The organism is Fictibacillus arsenicus (assembly GCF_001999465.1).
Lineage (GTDB): Bacteria > Bacillota > Bacilli > Bacillales > Fictibacillaceae > Fictibacillus > Fictibacillus arsenicus.
The window spans coordinates 1,264,895-1,280,825 of the sequence record NZ_MQMF01000002.1; the positions used below are offsets into that span (position 1 = coordinate 1,264,895).

18 protein-coding genes and 1 pseudogene are annotated in these 15,931 nt (G+C 36.8%); 5 read left to right on the forward strand and 14 right to left on the reverse strand.

The genetic code is table 11. From position 1 onward, the window contains the following. Positions 1-30 precede the first annotated feature (30 nt). Positions 31-1,299 (reverse strand): sensor histidine kinase, encoded by a 1,269-nt coding sequence (locus UN64_RS13620; RefSeq protein WP_245802023.1) that lies wholly within the window; start codon positions 1,297-1,299, stop codon positions 31-33. A gap of 120 nt (positions 1,300-1,419) precedes the next feature. On the opposite strand from UN64_RS13620, the gene UN64_RS13625 reads away from it, so the two are divergent. Next, a complete protein-coding gene (locus tag UN64_RS13625; RefSeq protein WP_077363570.1) occupies positions 1,420-1,704 on the forward strand; it encodes a hypothetical protein in 285 nt (94 codons plus the stop codon). 80 nt (positions 1,705-1,784) lie between these two features. Here UN64_RS13625 and UN64_RS13630 read toward each other — a convergent pair whose 3' ends face one another. Continuing rightward, complete coding sequence (locus tag UN64_RS13630) at positions 1,785-2,609, reverse strand: STAS domain-containing protein (protein WP_245802024.1); 825 nt, start codon at positions 2,607-2,609, stop codon at positions 1,785-1,787. A gap of 259 nt (positions 2,610-2,868) precedes the next feature. On the opposite strand from UN64_RS13630, the gene UN64_RS13635 reads away from it, so the two are divergent. Then, positions 2,869-3,177: a PadR family transcriptional regulator gene (locus UN64_RS13635; protein WP_077363574.1), complete on the forward strand. Its 309-nt coding sequence runs from the start codon at positions 2,869-2,871 to the stop codon at positions 3,175-3,177. Between the two features lie 16 nt (positions 3,178-3,193). Next, positions 3,194-4,381 (forward strand): chromate transporter, encoded by a 1,188-nt coding sequence (locus tag UN64_RS13640; protein WP_077363576.1) that lies wholly within the window; start codon positions 3,194-3,196, stop codon positions 4,379-4,381. A gap of 112 nt (positions 4,382-4,493) precedes the next feature. Here the strand turns inward: UN64_RS13640 and UN64_RS21410 are convergent, their stop codons facing one another. The 4 genes from UN64_RS21410 to UN64_RS13650 all read right to left on the reverse strand — a co-directional run bounded on the left by UN64_RS21410 (position 4,494) and on the right by UN64_RS13650 (position 6,140). Next, complete coding sequence (locus UN64_RS21410) at positions 4,494-4,625, reverse strand: hypothetical protein (RefSeq protein ID WP_281249438.1); 132 nt, start codon at positions 4,623-4,625, stop codon at positions 4,494-4,496. A gap of 27 nt (positions 4,626-4,652) precedes the next feature. Next, complete coding sequence (locus UN64_RS13645; protein WP_077363578.1) at positions 4,653-5,519, reverse strand: permease; 867 nt, start codon at positions 5,517-5,519, stop codon at positions 4,653-4,655. Between the two features lie 19 nt (positions 5,520-5,538). Then, on the reverse strand, positions 5,539-5,706 hold the full coding sequence (locus tag UN64_RS20950) for a hypothetical protein (protein WP_171978907.1): 168 nt from the start codon (positions 5,704-5,706) through the stop codon (positions 5,539-5,541). A 98-nt stretch (positions 5,707-5,804) separates the two neighbouring features. Then, positions 5,805-6,140, reverse strand: coding sequence for an ArsR/SmtB family transcription factor (locus UN64_RS13650; RefSeq protein ID WP_425590110.1), 336 nt, complete (start codon positions 6,138-6,140; stop codon positions 5,805-5,807). A gap of 195 nt (positions 6,141-6,335) precedes the next feature. Here UN64_RS13650 and UN64_RS13655 point away from each other — a divergent pair, with 195 nt between their 5' ends. Next, positions 6,336-6,896, forward strand: coding sequence for a YdhK family protein (locus tag UN64_RS13655; RefSeq protein WP_077363580.1), 561 nt, complete (start codon positions 6,336-6,338; stop codon positions 6,894-6,896). 36 nt (positions 6,897-6,932) lie between these two features. Here UN64_RS13655 and UN64_RS13660 read toward each other — a convergent pair whose 3' ends face one another. The 4 genes from UN64_RS13660 to UN64_RS13675 all read right to left on the reverse strand — a co-directional run bounded on the left by UN64_RS13660 (position 6,933) and on the right by UN64_RS13675 (position 10,310). Continuing rightward, on the reverse strand, positions 6,933-8,003 hold the full coding sequence (locus tag UN64_RS13660; protein ID WP_077363582.1) for a sensor histidine kinase: 1,071 nt from the start codon (positions 8,001-8,003) through the stop codon (positions 6,933-6,935). Next, positions 7,996-8,694, reverse strand: coding sequence for a response regulator transcription factor (locus UN64_RS13665; protein WP_077363584.1), 699 nt, complete (start codon positions 8,692-8,694; stop codon positions 7,996-7,998). Before UN64_RS13665 ends, UN64_RS13660 begins: the two co-directional genes overlap by 8 nt. A 108-nt stretch (positions 8,695-8,802) precedes the next feature. Further along, positions 8,803-10,095, reverse strand: coding sequence for an MFS transporter (locus UN64_RS13670; protein ID WP_077363586.1), 1,293 nt, complete (start codon positions 10,093-10,095; stop codon positions 8,803-8,805). A 2-nt stretch (positions 10,096-10,097) separates the two neighbouring features. Next, positions 10,098-10,310 (reverse strand): hypothetical protein, encoded by a 213-nt coding sequence (locus UN64_RS13675; protein ID WP_077363588.1) that lies wholly within the window; start codon positions 10,308-10,310, stop codon positions 10,098-10,100. Between the two features lie 119 nt (positions 10,311-10,429). On the opposite strand from UN64_RS13675, the gene UN64_RS13680 reads away from it, so the two are divergent. Beyond that, a complete protein-coding gene (locus UN64_RS13680; RefSeq protein ID WP_171978908.1) occupies positions 10,430-11,320 on the forward strand; it encodes a LysR family transcriptional regulator in 891 nt (296 codons plus the stop codon). A gap of 142 nt (positions 11,321-11,462) precedes the next feature. Here the strand turns inward: UN64_RS13680 and UN64_RS13685 are convergent, their stop codons facing one another. The 4 genes and pseudogenes from UN64_RS13685 to UN64_RS13700 all read right to left on the reverse strand — a co-directional run bounded on the left by UN64_RS13685 (position 11,463) and on the right by UN64_RS13700 (position 15,859). Beyond that, positions 11,463-12,410 (reverse strand): nucleoside hydrolase, encoded by a 948-nt coding sequence (locus UN64_RS13685; RefSeq protein ID WP_077363592.1) that lies wholly within the window; start codon positions 12,408-12,410, stop codon positions 11,463-11,465. 169 nt (positions 12,411-12,579) lie between these two features. Then, positions 12,580-12,990 (reverse strand): annotated as a pseudogene (locus UN64_RS13690) (SpoVR family protein); the annotation flags it as partial. A gap of 547 nt (positions 12,991-13,537) precedes the next feature. Further along, positions 13,538-13,999 carry a CarD family transcriptional regulator gene (locus UN64_RS13695; RefSeq protein ID WP_139343125.1) on the reverse strand — a complete coding sequence of 154 codons (462 nt, stop codon included), beginning with the start codon at positions 13,997-13,999 and terminating at the stop codon, positions 13,538-13,540. A 450-nt stretch (positions 14,000-14,449) separates the two neighbouring features. Then, entirely contained in the window at positions 14,450-15,859 is a 1,410-nt protein-coding gene (locus tag UN64_RS13700) for a SpoVR family protein (RefSeq protein WP_077363598.1), read from the reverse strand. Positions 15,860-15,931: the final 72 nt, after the last annotated feature.

The window sequence follows — 15,931 nt, forward strand, 5'->3', positions numbered from 1 at the left end:
TCAGTGACCTCCTGTAGAAGCGCGCTGTTTTTATCTTTTATCTAGAATATGTGCGGGGAATTGGAATGAAAAGGTTGTACCTTTTTTTAGTTCACTAGAAATCTGAACTGTACCGTTCATAGCCCTTATCACACTGAAAGCCACCATCATACCAAGACCAGTACCTTTGGCGCCTTTTGTTGAGTAATATGGCTCCCCTAAACGATTAATTTGTTCCTTCGTCATGCCTATACCCGTGTCTTTGATTTTTATCGTAATTAATTTATTATCCTTATGTACTTCAATAAAAAGTTTTCCTCCATGAGGCATAGACTCTATCCCGTTCTTTATTACATTTAACATGCATTGCCTGAATTTTTGCCTGTCGCCTGAAACATATGCGGAGGGTGAAAATTCTGCTGTAACAAGTACAGAGTGCTGATTTGCTGTAGGAATTAATATTGAAATAATCTGGCTAAGCTCATGCTGGACGTTTAGTTCTTCCATAGATTCAATGGTAGGTTTGGAGAACGTTAAATAGTCTTGAATAACTTGTTCTGCAGAATCTAGACCTTCTCTTATTAAATTTAAGTATTCCTTCTGTTTATCAGGATGAATAGTTTCCTCTTCTAGAAGCTGAACAAATCCTTTTGAAACAGTCAGAGGATTTCTGATCTCATGAGAAATCGCCGCTCCCATTTGTTCGACAGCTGCTAATTTTTCTGATTTAAATAGCTGTTGTCTCATCATAAGATTCGATCTGACAAATTCAATTGTGCACGATGTGATCAGCATTCCCAGCGGCGGTATAACGAGAAAAGCAAAGTAAGCATCAAACCGGTTCAAGACTATATTACTGATTTCCATCGTGGCGATAGTTGCTAAACTAGTAATTAAGGTTATACTTACCGAGATGATAATCCTCTGCTTTGGGCTCTTCTTCCAAAACAATGGATAAACACCCCACAACAGTATAGCGAGGGGTCCATATATTAAAATATTTAAAAAGAATCCAGTATCTACACCGTGCAACCCTCTTAACAAGATAATTGCCAATGAAAGAATAGGTCCTATCCCCATGTATAGGCCGCCGATTATTACAGGTACTTCTCTTAAATCAAAACGAGTTGTGTCTGTCAGTTCGTAAGCAAGCGCTATACATGCCCATATTGCCGCGATGCCGCAAACAATCGCTGCTCTTTTAGAAATTAAAGCAGGATCTTTTCTTTTTAAAGACCAGATAATACATATGAAAATAAAAATGAGTAATAGAGACAAGTTAAACAATAAATGCTGGGTAATCTCCAATTCATTCACCATCCATTAGACCTATTACTGAAAATATTACATTTAGTTCCAAAGAATGACAATAGAATTATGTATTAATACTTTTATTTTCAATAAATATTCTAAAATTTTTTTTGAATTGGAGGCAAAAAGATGATGCTTTTCTTATTACTTTGTTTGATCGCAGCCGGGCTCATAATAGAAGTCATACAAAAACGAGTTTTAAAAATAAAAGACCCTGATATACAAGAACTTTGGGCAGAATTAGAAAAAGCAAAATGGTACCAAGAGTTAATCAGTGATCCCGAGTTAAAAGAATGGGTTTTACTTGATAAAAAAAACGGACTTTTAAAAGATTCTTATTATGTTCGCAAAATAATAGAAAGCGAAGGACATCGGGAAGGATTTATCAACTATATAAAAAATAAAGCAAAGTAAAACGGCAAAATATATAGAAAAACAAAAAATAAACCAGCATTCCATGGTATGCTGGTTTTCACCTTTAAACAAATATTTAATTAAGAATACGATCTAATGCTCTCAATCGCCTGCTTCACGCTAGCGAATGTTTTTATAGAAGTAAAGTCAATCCCCTCTGAAACAGCATTGATCGCCAGTTCTGGACGAAGACCTGTTACAAATACATCGATTCCTAATAAACCAAGTACTCTGTACACATTAAATATATTTGCTGCTACCTCAGTATCAATAGCAACAATTCCTGAAAAATCTATGATAAGCCGTTCAATATTCATTTCCGGAATTTTTGGCAGTACACCATTCATTAGATGCTCTGTTCTTTCAGTATCAATCGACCCGATTAATGGCAGAACTGCAAGTCCGTCTTGAATAGGTACGATAGGTGTAGACAATTCCCTCAGCTCTTTTTTTGCATTTAATAGAAGCTCCTCAGAACGTCTTTCAAATGCAAGAACCGTCTCATTTAAGCTGACATCGAGCATGTGGTGAACACGTTTAAGGATTAGCACTACGTCTTTTGTACCCAATCCATGTTCCAAACTAATATTCATAATAAAATCTGCAAATACCATCCGAGTGTCAGGGTAACGAATCAGGATATCAGAGATTCTATTATGTTTAGCTGCGGTCTTCTTACCGTTATCTCTGCTCCATTCAACAAGTTTATCTGGAACAGAGCCTTCTTTACAGTCAATAGATTCACTTAAGAATTCAAGGAATTCAGCATACACCTTTTTTGCTTGTAAGATATCGTTTGGAGGAACTTGAAAACCAAACTTTTTAATAATATCATCAACGATTTTATTAGCTAGAAGGTCAGCGTTTTCTTTTAGATAATTGGCAACCGTTAATGTCGATTCCACTGCTTTCACTCTCCGCATCTATATTAGTTTTAATATATCAGTTTCTTTTTATTGTACCATTAAAAAACCATAAACTGCCTAAACTGTGAAAATAAATATAAGGTTTTTTAACGCTCTATGGAATCCAGTTCTTTTTCTTTATAAAAGAACTATTACTATGATGTAAATCTTTTAGGTATTCAGTTGAACTTTAAATGAAGACATGTTATCTTGTTTTCGAAAACCGATATTGAGTTTCGTAATTAAGGAAGGTGACGCAGTGGAAGAAAAGGTATTAAGAAAACTTTTCCTTGGATTTATACAAATACACATCTTGCACCACGCAAAAGAACATCCCATTTATGGAGTATGGATGTTAGAGGAGCTAAAAGAGCATGGCTACAAAATAAGTACCGGAACCCTCTATCCAATTCTTCACAGTATGGAATCAGACGGCCTTTTAAAAAAAGAAGATAAAAATGTAGAAGGTAAAATCAGAAAGTACTACACTTCTACTGAAAAAGGAAATCTAGTGCTAGTTGAAGCAAGAAAAAAAGCTTACGAACTTTTCAAAGAAATTAAAGATTAACTGAGGTGAAAGAGCATTGAAGCATGAACAAAATCGTTTCAAAACATTATTAGAAATACTCCTGATCTCAACCAGGCTTGGTTTAACTTCGTTTGGCGGTCCCATTGCACACTTGGGGTACTTTCACGAAGAATATGTAAGAAAAAGAAAATGGCTGGATGAAAAAAGCTATGCGGATCTTGTTGCACTATGCCAGTTCCTGCCGGGACCAGCGAGCAGCCAGGTAGGTATAGGGATTGGTGTTATGCGAGGAGGTGTCTTAGGAGGAATTATTTCTTTTATCGGGTTTACACTGCCTTCTGTTATAGCACTTATACTATTCGCACTCGTTTTAGAAGGACTTGATGTAGACGACGTCAGCTGGATACATGGATTAAAAATTGTTGCTGTCGCTGTTGTTGCACATGCCATTTTAGGCATGGCTGAAAAATTAACTCCTGATTTAAAACGAAAGACCATCGCTTTGTTAGCATTAGTAGTAACACTTCTTTGGCAAACGGCTTTTTCACAAGTTGGTGTCATTCTTGTTGCTGGTATTATAGGTTTCCTATTATACCGTCAGCAAGCAGATAGTGAAGATACAGAATTTAAATTCCCTGTCTCGCGTACATTTGCAGTGATTTGTTTAATACTGTTCTTTGGTTTGCTTATTCTTTTACCAATAATAAGAGAAGCAACATCCATCAGCTGGATTGCAATCTTTGACAGCTTTTACCGCTCTGGTTCATTAGTATTTGGCGGCGGACATGTTGTCTTGCCTTTATTGGAGCGTGAATTTGTTCCAACAGATTGGATCAGTGAAGAAGCATTTTTAGCTGGATACGGTGCTGCCCAGGCTGTACCTGGACCTCTATTTACTTTTGCTGCATATCTCGGTGCAGTTATGAATGGATGGCAAGGAGGATTATTAGCAACGTTCGCCATTTTCCTGCCAGCGTTTCTTTTGATTTTAGGAACACTTCCTTTTTGGAGTATGCTTCGCCGTAACCCTAAAATTAAAGGCGCATTAATGGGTGTGAATGCGGCTGTTGTGGGGATCCTGATTTCAGCTTTCTATAAACCAATTTGGACGAGTACGATCTTAAAACCAATTGATTTTGCTTTTGCAGCAGTACTTTTCAGCATGCTGGTTTATTGGAAGCTTCCACCCTGGGTCATTGTTGTAACAGGTGCTATTGGCGGATTGTTGATGACCTCATTATAATAAAGCAAAAATGCCCAAGCAAAATATTTCAGAAGAAATTATATGTTAAATTGATGAAACCCTCACACATCAGTGAGGGTTTCAAAATGTTTCAGGTGAACTTTCACTCTTTTTAAACACAGCACTTATTATCTTTCTTATCATTTTCACAGCAAGACTCTTCCCCGCTCTTAACTTCTTTAATCTCAATGCTGCAGCATTCATTTTCCTTTTTATCGCCTAAAAGTATTTTGATAAAGCTCATCCTCTTCACCTCCTTTCATAAAGCAATTTAAACAAGATAGAATATAAAACCCGAGACTGTAGACATGGTGATAACTGAGGCTACAAAAGTAATGACGAGTTCTTTTTTAAAAATAGATTTTAATAAAACGACCTCTGGTAAACTAGCACCAGCAGAACTGATCATTAAAGCCATTACTGGTCCCAATGCCATCCCTTTTGCAATCAGTACTTGCGAGATTGGAATCATGCTGGAAAGCCTGATGTATAATGGAATTCCTACGATTGCAGCGATTGGAACGACCCACCAATTATTACTTCCAAATGTACCGGCAATCCAGTTCGTTGGCACTAGACCATGAATGATTGCCCCTATCGCTGCACCTAATATGAGATAAGGATAAACACTCTTCATCAACTCAAACGTCTCATGCAGTGCGGCTCTAACATCAAACTTTTTTGATTCTTCTTTATAACCCGTCATTACAACGTTTTTCACTGATTTTTCAAACCCAAAAGCTTCTAATGCGAAACCGATTATCACAGAAAAAACAGCGGTAATAATGGTGTATATTATGGTAACTTTCCAGCCCAGAATAACCCCCATTATCGTAATGATGGTTGGATCAAGTACAGGAGAGGAGAACAAGAAAACCATAACAATCGAGAAAGGCATCTTCTTTTTTAGCATGTTCACGACAACAGGAATCGTGGAGCATGAACAAAACGGTGTGATAAAAGCAAAGATCAGGGCGAAAACGGCAGCTAATCCTTTGTTTTTACCACTCAAAAACTTCTCCACTTTTTCGTATGGAATATAAGACTGAAGAAGGTTGATAACAAATGAGATAACCACGAATAATACGGTAAGTTCTAAAGCAATGCTTAAAAAACTTTTAAAGGTTTCCAACCACATGATTTTTTCTCCTTTTCAATCAAGCGCAGCACACTTGTTTATTTTGAATAACAGCCTTTCTTGTAAATAAACTTCTGAATGTTATCTTTTTCTTTTCTCCTGTTTGGAGTTTCCAATGCTCCCTGCTAACTTTTTCTAATTCTTCCCGCTGATTTTGCATGATGTTTTCAAGATAATAATGGTTCATAAAAGTATCCTCCTCTTATATCAAAGAAATTTGTTTTATACATCAAAAAAATTTGATGTTTTGTCTAAAAATGAAATACTACAAATTGTAGTACTCATTTAACAACAAGATGGCAAGAACACACAACACAACTGATCTGATAAAAGACCTCTAAGTTCCTTAATGTTCAGAGAATAATAGTTCCAGGTTCCTCTTTTTTCTTTTTGAATTAAGTCAGCTTCTAATAAAATCTTTAAGTGATACGATAGTTTCGATTGCGGCATATCAATCATCGGTGTCAGATCACAAACACATACACTTTCTTTAAGCGCTAAAATATTAATGATTTGCAGCCTCTGCTGATCGGCTAATGCTTTAAATTTTTGTTCGTACTTTTCAAAGTCAAGATTTGTTGCTGGATTCATGTTGTTTACTAAAGGTATTTCTTTTTTCAATATCATCACTCCTAACATCAAATTTATTTGATGTAATTTTATTATATCCTTTATTTTCTAATTTGCAACTATTAAATCAAAAAAAATTGATTTTTTCTCTTCACAACTTCTTCATAATTGCTTTTTATAATGAAACAGTATTGTAGTTTTTAACACTTTAATGGGCAACCTACTAACAGAAGGAGGAATAATAAAATGAAGCTAAAGAACAATCTTTTCTTAACATTGCTGCTTGCATTCTCCCTTACTCTTGCGGCTTGTGGCAACGACGAAAAAGACAATCAAAAAGAAGAAACAAATGAAGAAATGGACCATGGCGGTATGAACCACTCAGGTTCCGGTGAAGTGCCAAAAGGTTTGAAAGAAGCTAAAGATCCTGCTTTTCCAGTTGATAGCAAGGCTATCATTAAGGCCGATCACATGAAAGGTATGGATGGGGCTGAAGCAACGATTGTTGGAGCTTATGAAACTACTGTTTATACGGTTTCATACACACCAACAACGGGCGGCAAAAAAGTAACTGATCATAAATGGGTTATTCATGAGGAGCTTAAGGATCCTGGGAATCAACCGTTAAAGGCAGGTACAGAAGTTACACTTAACGCCGACCATATGAAAGGGATGAAAGGTGCTAAGGCTACTATAGATTCTGCAGAGCAAACGATCGTGTATATGGTTGATTACACACCGACAACCGGCGGCGAAAAAGTAACAAACCATAAATGGGTAACAGAAAGCGAATTATCCGCTGAATAATAAGTGATAAAAAAGTCTCCAACACTGGAGACTTTTTTATTTAGAAAAACGAATATGTACTTCAGTACCTTTACCAAGTTCACTTTCAATCCAGATTTGGCCATCATGAGCTTCTATAATTCTTTTAACAATGGTCAAACCAATTCCGCTTCCGCCAAATTCTCTATTTCTTGACTTCTCACTTCTATAAAAACGTTCAAACACTTGGTCAACTTCATCTTTCGGAATTCCTTTACCTGTATCCTTTACCTTAACATGAACATGTGCAGGTAACTCCGCAGCTGTAACCGTTACGTACCCGCCAGCAGGAGTGTAGGTTAATGCATTGGTTAAAAGATTGATAAATACCTGAGTCATACGCTTTGAATCCAGCTTTAATTCGATGGGAACGGCAGAAATACTCTCAAGTTTGACACCCTTTTGTACATAAGATGCCGATACCGCATCGATGCTTCTGCTTATAACATTATTTAAGTCTTCCTGCTTAAGCTCAAGGACAGATTGCGGAGATTCCATCGCAGTGAGATGTTCAAGATCCTGTACCAAAAGGATCAGCCGTTCTATCTCTTCTTTAAGCGAGTGCAATCTTTCCGGTGTTGGCTGGAAAACACCGTCTTCGAATGCTTCTAGATGACTTTTTATGGTTGCTAATGGTGTTCGTAATTCATGCGCAATATCTGAAGTCATATTCTTTCGTGCTGTTTCTTGTCGCTGAAGCTGGGAGGCTAACTGATTAAGAGAGACGCCAAGATCATTTAATTCATCGTTTCCTAATGTTTCGGTTCTTACTCCAAGGTCTCCCTTAGCCATTTTCTCTGCTGCATTCCTCATTTGAATAAGTGGCGTAGATAAGCCTTTTGCAACAAAATAACTAATGATAGTGACTAAGAGGACTGCTCCAATTGATGTCCAAAGTATAGAACTTAACAATGCCTTCTCAAAATGATGCGTTAGTGGACTTATACTATTAAAGTCTGGTACATCCTCTTTAAACATACTCAAATGATAATGCACCTCAAGCATGATAATGATACTTGCAATGATAAGAATTGATGAAGCAGCAATCACAAAACTAATCGCTAACCTTGCATGCAGCCCTCTAAACATGAGATCTCCCTCCAGTAAATTTATACCCCATCGCAAAAACGGTAACGATATAATTTGGTGCCTTTGGGTTGCTTTCAATCTTGTGACGCAGGTTCTTCACATGCTGATCGATTGTTCGTGTACCACCTTTATAATCAAAGCCCAGAATTTTTTCGATTAATTCATCTCTAGAGAAAATACGGTTTGGATGTCTTGCAAAAGTAATCAGCAATTTGTATTCATTTGGAGTAAGGTTTACTAGCTGTCCCTTTACAAAAACCTCTTGTTTGTCAGCCACTATCTTTAGTTCACCATCGTTATATGTAATCTGTTCAGCTAATAATTCTCCATCCCCTGAACGTCTTAAAATCGTTTTCACTCTCAAAACAAGTTCACGGGGACTAAACGGTTTTATCATATAATCATCAGCACCAATTGATAATCCTTTGATTCGATCTTCTTCATTTACTTTTGCTGTCAGCATAAGTATTGGAACGCTAAATTGTCTCCGTATCGTTTGGCAGATCTCTTCTCCACTCATATCAGGCAGCATCAAATCAAGTACGACAAGATCCACATTGTTATTAGAAATATAGTGAAGAGCGTCCTTTCCGTTAGACGCTTCCAGAGTCAGAAATCCATCTTTCTTTAAATAAGAAGAGACCACTTCCAGTAATTTTGGTTCATCATCAACAATTAAAATGGTTTTCATTTAATGTCTCCTCCAAGTTTATTTACCAGTATTATATCTAAGCATAGCAAAAAGCACGCCAGGAGCGTGCTTCTTAAGCAAAATTTAAACACTTGTTTAATTTTATACTCACCTTTGTTTAATTTTGTATTTTAGAGTCCCCCGATAAGTAATTACAACTGGAATCAGCATTAAGGACAATATTCCTCCAGCAAATGATAATGCTCCATAACTTGAGTAAGCTACAATCATTCCTGACATTGCTCCTCCAGAGGCACCCGCTAATGCTATCAATACATCTATGGTACCTTGAGTTTTAGCCCGGGTTGAAGACTCTGTAGAATCCACTAATATAGTAGTACCGCTAATCAATCCGAAATTCCAGCCTAGTCCTAGTAAAGAAAGAGCAATAATCAGAAATAACATAGAGTCACCCGGTGAGATCGCGGCTATTGCACCCGCAAGCAGCAATGTGATTACTGAAGCAATAACCATCGCTGTACGGCCAATTTTATCAACAAGTACACCGGTAACGAGTGAAGGAAGATACATGGAGCCGATATGAACACCGATAACTAGACCTATTTCGCTAAGTCCGTGTCCATGATGTTTCATATGAACTGGAGTCATTGTCATTATTGCAATCATCACAAGCTGTGTAAGAATCATGACAGCCGCACCGATTGCAATGCCTCTTTTATCGTTGGATTGATTGCTTTCAGTTAAAGATCCTTCAAAGACTTGCTTACATATACTAGCTTCCATCATTTTTACGATTAAAAAAGGATCTGGACGGAGCATAAGAAAAATAATAAGACCCGCTACAATAAATGCCGTTCCCGATAAGATGAAAGGTCCTGCAAGGGCTGGAACACCAATTGATAAAGCAAAATCCCCCATCACACCAACTAGATTCGGACCTGCAAAAGCACCAACTGTTGTAGAAACTAAAATAATACTAATCGCTGTAGCACGCTTGTTTTCATGCGCCAAATCAGTACCTGCATAACGAGCTTGTAAATTTGTAGCTGTACCCGCACCGTATATAAATAAAGAAACAAATAAAAGCAAAATGCTGTTTGTTATAGCAGCTATAACAACACCTAATGCTCCCAGTCCCCCTGCCAAAAATCCAATCGTTAACCCTGTTCGGCGTCCATTCCGTTGTGAAAGACGTCCCACTATAAACGCAGCTGCTGCTGAGCCTATTGTAAAAAGGGCAGCAGGCAAACCAGAAAATGCATCTGTCCCCATCATTTGCTGTGCAAGAAGTGCACCAACAGTAATTCCAGCAGCGAGACCTGCCCCGCCAAAGATCTGTGAAATGCTTACAACAATCAATGTTCTCTTATATATCTGTTTTAGTTTTTCAGATGAAATGCTTTTTCTCTGATTTAATGCTTCTATTTTGTCATTCAGCATACTTATACATCCCCTGTCTTAATACAAGCAAACTTAACAACGTTCTTCGCAAGCTCTATATCCTCTTCTTTTACTTTAAGCAGGATGCAAGATGAAGACATTTCAAGTTTAAAGGGAATGCCCCATGTACTTAATAATTGTTGTGCCTTAAATGATTCACCAGGGCTTATCGTTAAATGGACTAAATATAATGGGCTTTTTTTAAACCAAGACATAAGACCCTCTCCCGAATAAGTTACCTTTCTTTCATTCTATTCTTAATTGGCATATAATAAAAATGCATATTTGTAATACCTTCTATACGGTTTCGTTATGGATAAAGGAGAAGAAGCTTATGGATTTTTATCAGCTAAAAACGTTCTATCATGTTGCAAAACAAAAAAGTTTTACTCGAGCTGCAAATGAACTCTCTATTAGTCAACCAGCTGTTTCAAGACAAATAGAATCAATGGAACAAAAGTTTGGCTTAACCCTTTTCCATCGCGTAGGAAAGGAAATTAAACTGACCGATTCTGGTTTGGTTTTGTTTGAAATGGCAGAAAAAATTCTCTCTTTAGTAGGCAAAACGGAGTCTGTTATGGAAGGGATGAAAAATCTAGAAAGCGGATCAATCGTGGTTGGAGCTAGTACTACAATCGGTAACTACTTGATGGCTCCGATTGTCATCAACTTTATGAAAAAATATCCTGGTGTAAGCATTAAATTAGAAATCCAGCCAACGGATGAAATTCTAATGAAAGTAAAAAACAATTTACTTGATATAGCTATAATTCCTGAAGTACCTGAAATTACATCAGTAATCAACGAGATTCTGCTGCAGGATGAGATTGTGCTCATCGCAAGGAAGAATCATCACCTTACGAAGAAGAAAAATTTAAAACTTGAAGACATCATGAATGAGAAGTTTGTTATGAGAGGACAAGATTCAAACACACGTAAAACTATTGAAAAACATCTTAAACAAAATAAGGTTCAACTTCAAAAATATATTGAACTAGACTCAACAGAAGCGATTAAACAAGCTGTTTTAACCGGAGAATACATTAGTTTTGTTTCTAAAAGAACCATTCAAATGGAAACAAAGTTTGGAGAGATTCAAGTATTAGAAGGTTCAGACTTAAAGGTTCATAGAAACTTTCATATTGTCCGGCATAAAGAGACCTTCCCCAGTCCTGCCGCAGATGCCTTTATTCGATTTATTAATCATGACTCCTGTGTTATTTAATCTAATTTCAATAACAGATATACCTTCACTAAGAAGAGAACAAAAAAGCACGCCAGCAGCGTGCTTTTTTTGCTCAAACACTTTTTTACTTTTAAAGATTCTTCCAACGTACTGTCTTTCCATCAAATGTGAACTAATCGCTCTATCTTCTTGATAAAAGAGTATCCATAATGCTTTGTTTAAAGGCTTCATAATTAAAAGAAAAAGCGACACTATGGGTTCTATACTCTGGGTTTGTTGTAAAGCGAAAGTCAGCAATGCTTTGACCAAAGCCTTCCCCTCTGTCGGGTATAACTTTTATTGGCACTCTCGAAACGTTCACAAATTCTGGATACAACATGAACCAGATCGTCATAAAATCATGCATGGGACTACCTTTAATACCTGGGTTTGATTTAGAGTAAAAATTATAATAATAGTCCAACATTGGTTTGATCAAGAGTCCTGCGGGATCCTGAGTATTCTGATGGAATCTATCAATCGTTTGAACCATTTCGGGAGTAACGAGTGCGTTTTGTGTAATGTTTAATGGAATAATCGTCAAATTTCTAGCATGGAGCAAGATTAGATTTGCTGCATAGGGGTCAGAGTAAAAATTGGCTTCTGCTACCGCTGTTACATTTCCAGGATAGAAAAACGCTCCTCCCATGCAAATATACTCCTTTACTTTTTTCATCTTTTCTAAATTAAGAATAAATGTAGTTGCTAACGAAGATAATCTTCCAAGGTTGATAATTGTGAGGTCCTCTATATTTGTATCTATTATCTGATATATATCATTAATAGGGTAAACTGGATAAGGAATATCTGGGGGAATGATTGGTCCTAAGCCTGCTTCTCCATGTACTTCAGGAAAAAACTGAACCGAAATGCCAGTTAGTGGAACAGATGCACCGAGAAATACAGGAATTTTTTCTTGTCCCATAATGTACTTTATATAATTAATATTCCTAATGGCATTTGTTCTAGATACATTTCCATAATCAGCAACGATTCCCAATAATTTTACGTCTTTACGAAAAAAGGCATAAATAAGAGCAAAAGCATCATCTATTCCTAAATCCGTAAAAAGAAGAACCTTTTTGGGCATACACACTCCTCCTTATGTGAAAATGTATGACACAAGTTATAATTAAAAGAACAATAATATGAAAACAATGTGATATCAGAAATTTATAACTCAGCTATATTTAATACAAACTTGTTATACCAATAAGTAAAAAAAGCACGCCAGCAGCGTGCTTTTTTTACTCCAAGGTTTAAAGGTATTTTCGATGCACTGTCTTCCCATCAAACGTGAACAGAACAGGCTTTTGTTCGATCTTTGTCTCCATATGAACAGGACGCCCCCACAGTTGATGAACGTGCGGCAGCACTTTCTCCAGATACTTCACATCAAGTTCCATATCCTCATAGCTATGATTGAGGTATAGCTCCCCATTCTTCATATAATCTGCGTCATTTACTGTGATATACGGGAACCCTTCGTTTACCCGCATACTAACAAGCTGATCACGGACTTCCTCCCACTGCTTATCGACAATCTTGTATTCTTTCCCCTGTTTTTGAAAAAGATACATGTCTTCCCGCTGAGCTAGATCCTTAGTTAGATAGTTTCGGATGAATGACATGTCGGATTCCAGTTCACGGACTTCGAACATCTTCTCTCGACATGCCTTCTTATAATAACGATTGCTCAACAATCGCCCGATTGTTGAAGAACAATCTTAACAATCGTTCTAGAAATTCCTTCATTTTTTTCGTTGACCATATATTTAGATGTTACCAACTGGAGTATCTCTATTTTGAAAAGAAGATAAACGATTACTATTCACAGACACTGTGGATGTAAGAAATTCTTAAGGAAAGAGATGAGATTGATTGTTTTTTCTACTAAAAATAATCACTTAGATATACCTAAAACAATGAAAGCCCTACCTCTCTTCCATCCTTACGGTTCCTTGTCCGTGCCAGTGTGAATCAGTATTACAAATATCAAGTGATTATTATATCGAGTTTTTTGATAAAACTCCAAATGTTTGTAGAGGAAGTCTAAATAATAAAAATGGATTAGATTGTAGAAATAACAAAAGAGGTTAATGTTCTAAAAGTAAGTTGAAGAAGTTGAATGTCTTTGAAATGATTTACTTTTAATCATAATATTCCCGAAAAAATTCAGATATTTATTAGAATGCAATATATTATCTATAATTAACCTTAACAGAAACTTTTTATTTGATTTTCAGTGATTCCTTTAATTACTTCCAGTTCACTAATCAAAAATTCATATGCATTATCCAACATTTTTTTTTCGCTTCCGTTAAGTGCTTTATCTTTCTTCATACGCATTAAATCACGTACAACTTCAGCACCTTCCTGTATTTCACCCGTTTTAAGTTTGTCCGTGTTTACTTTATACCTTTGTTTCCACGTTAGTAATCTATCTGATTCTCCATGCTGAAAAATGTGAATAATTTGTTTTAATGCAAGTAGATCAGTAACTGGTCGTATACTTGAACTCAATATTTTACACGTTGGAATCATAACTTGCATATTACTGATTGACATTTTTATAACATAATACTGTTGTTTTCCCTCTGGGAATTCTTTTTCTTCTATGGCTTCAATTATACCTACTCCTTGCATTGGATAAACAATGTTATCGCCAATTTGGAACAAATAATCCACCTCCATATATGGTAACCTTCTAAAGTATACCATATAAGTATTTTTTATCAAAATTTTAATAATAACACGGGTTTATTTTCAGTGTCAATAATTTTTTTCAATAAATCAGATCAAGAAAAAACAACATCAAAACAATAGGGAACGTGTCGGATTCCCAATATAAGGGGGAGGTCAATTGTTCGGTGAATATCCTGAAACCTCGACAAATTAACATAGATCAGTTTTTCCTTGAAGGTCAAAATTGTGGGTAAACTGCTTAGTTTCATTGAACTCCTTCTTCAATAAAACTGCTACTTTAATGGAATAACTTACAATTTCAAGATTACCATCACCCCCCTTCCTTATTCCAAAAATATGGATCGTTAATTGATGAAGAAAGACTACAAAAAAGCACGCTAGCAGCGTGCTTTTTCACCTTTATTTTTAAACACTTGTTTAAATTTATAGATACTTCCGATGCACCGTCTTTCCGTCAAACGTGAACAATACAGGCTTCTGCTCGATCTTCGTCTCCATATGAACAGGACGTCCCCACAGATGATGAAGGTGCGGCAATACTTTTTCTAGATACTTCACATCAAGCTCCATATCTTCGTAGCTATGATTGAGATATAGCTCCCCATTCTTCATATAATCTGCGTCGTTGACTGTGATATACGGAAACCCTCCGTTCACCCTCATGCTTACGAGCTGATCACGAACTTCTTCCCACTGCTTGTCGACGATCTTGTATTCTTTGCCTTGTTTTTGGAAAAGGTACATGTCTTCTCGCTGAGCCAAATCCTTAGTTAGATAGTTTCGTATGAAGGACATGTCAGACTCTAGTTCACGCACTTCAAACATCTTCTCGCGTCCAGAGCCAGGTTTCACCCCTTGTCGCAACAATTCCTCATTAGGATTGTTATAACGTTCCTCGATGTCCTTGAAAATCTGCAAACCAAGATAATATGGGTTAATCGATGTCTTTGATGGTTGGACAACGCCCGCGTTTAATTTAGCGAACTCGATCGTCTCATGAGAGGTCAAGTCCATTTCTTGTAGAATTTTGGCGTGCCAATAGCTAGCCCAGCCTTCGTTCATGATTTTTGTTTCGAGCTGTGGCCAGAAATAAAGCATTTCTTCACGCATCATTGATAAGATATCCCGCTGCCATTCTTCGAGTTCACGGCTGTATTGCTCAATGAACAGAAGAATATCTTTCTCTGGCTGAGGCGGAAAAGATTTTTTCTTTTTCAGTGCAGGCTTAGGACCTTTTTTATCATCGATTTTCCATAAATCATCATAAGGCGTTTCTTTCTTAGGTGTTATTTCATCATCTTCACCAAATACATAGTTTAGTTTGTTCCTAACGATTGAAGGGTCGATGTGTTCTTGAATAGCAAGTACGGCATCAAGAAACTCTTCCACTTCTTTTTTCCCATAAAGATGTTCGTACTGAGCCACTCGTTCTGCAGTAGCAGTCATGCACTCAACCATGTCTCTTCTTGTGTTTGAAAAGCGGACATTGTTTTTAAAGAAGTCACAGTGAGCAAGAACATGGGCAATGATAAGCTTATTTTGTATCAAAGAATTTGTATCAAGCAAAAACGCATAGCATGGATCTGAATTGATAACAAGTTCATAGATTTTGCTCAATCCTAAATCGTATTGAAGCTTCATTTTGTGAAACTGTTTTCCGAAACTCCAGTGTGAAAAACGAGTGGGCATTCCGTACGCACCAAACGTATAAATAATATCTGCCGGACATATCTCATACCGCATAGGGTAAAAATCGAGGCCAAAGTGGTCTGCAATCTCAGTAATTTCAGCAATTGCTCTTTCAAGCTCTTTATTTTGCAAGTCCCAGTTCATGTTTTCCCCCTCCTGCTTTTTCCTTACTTTTAACTGTATGAAAGAAAACGGACATTCATGAGAAAACAAGAG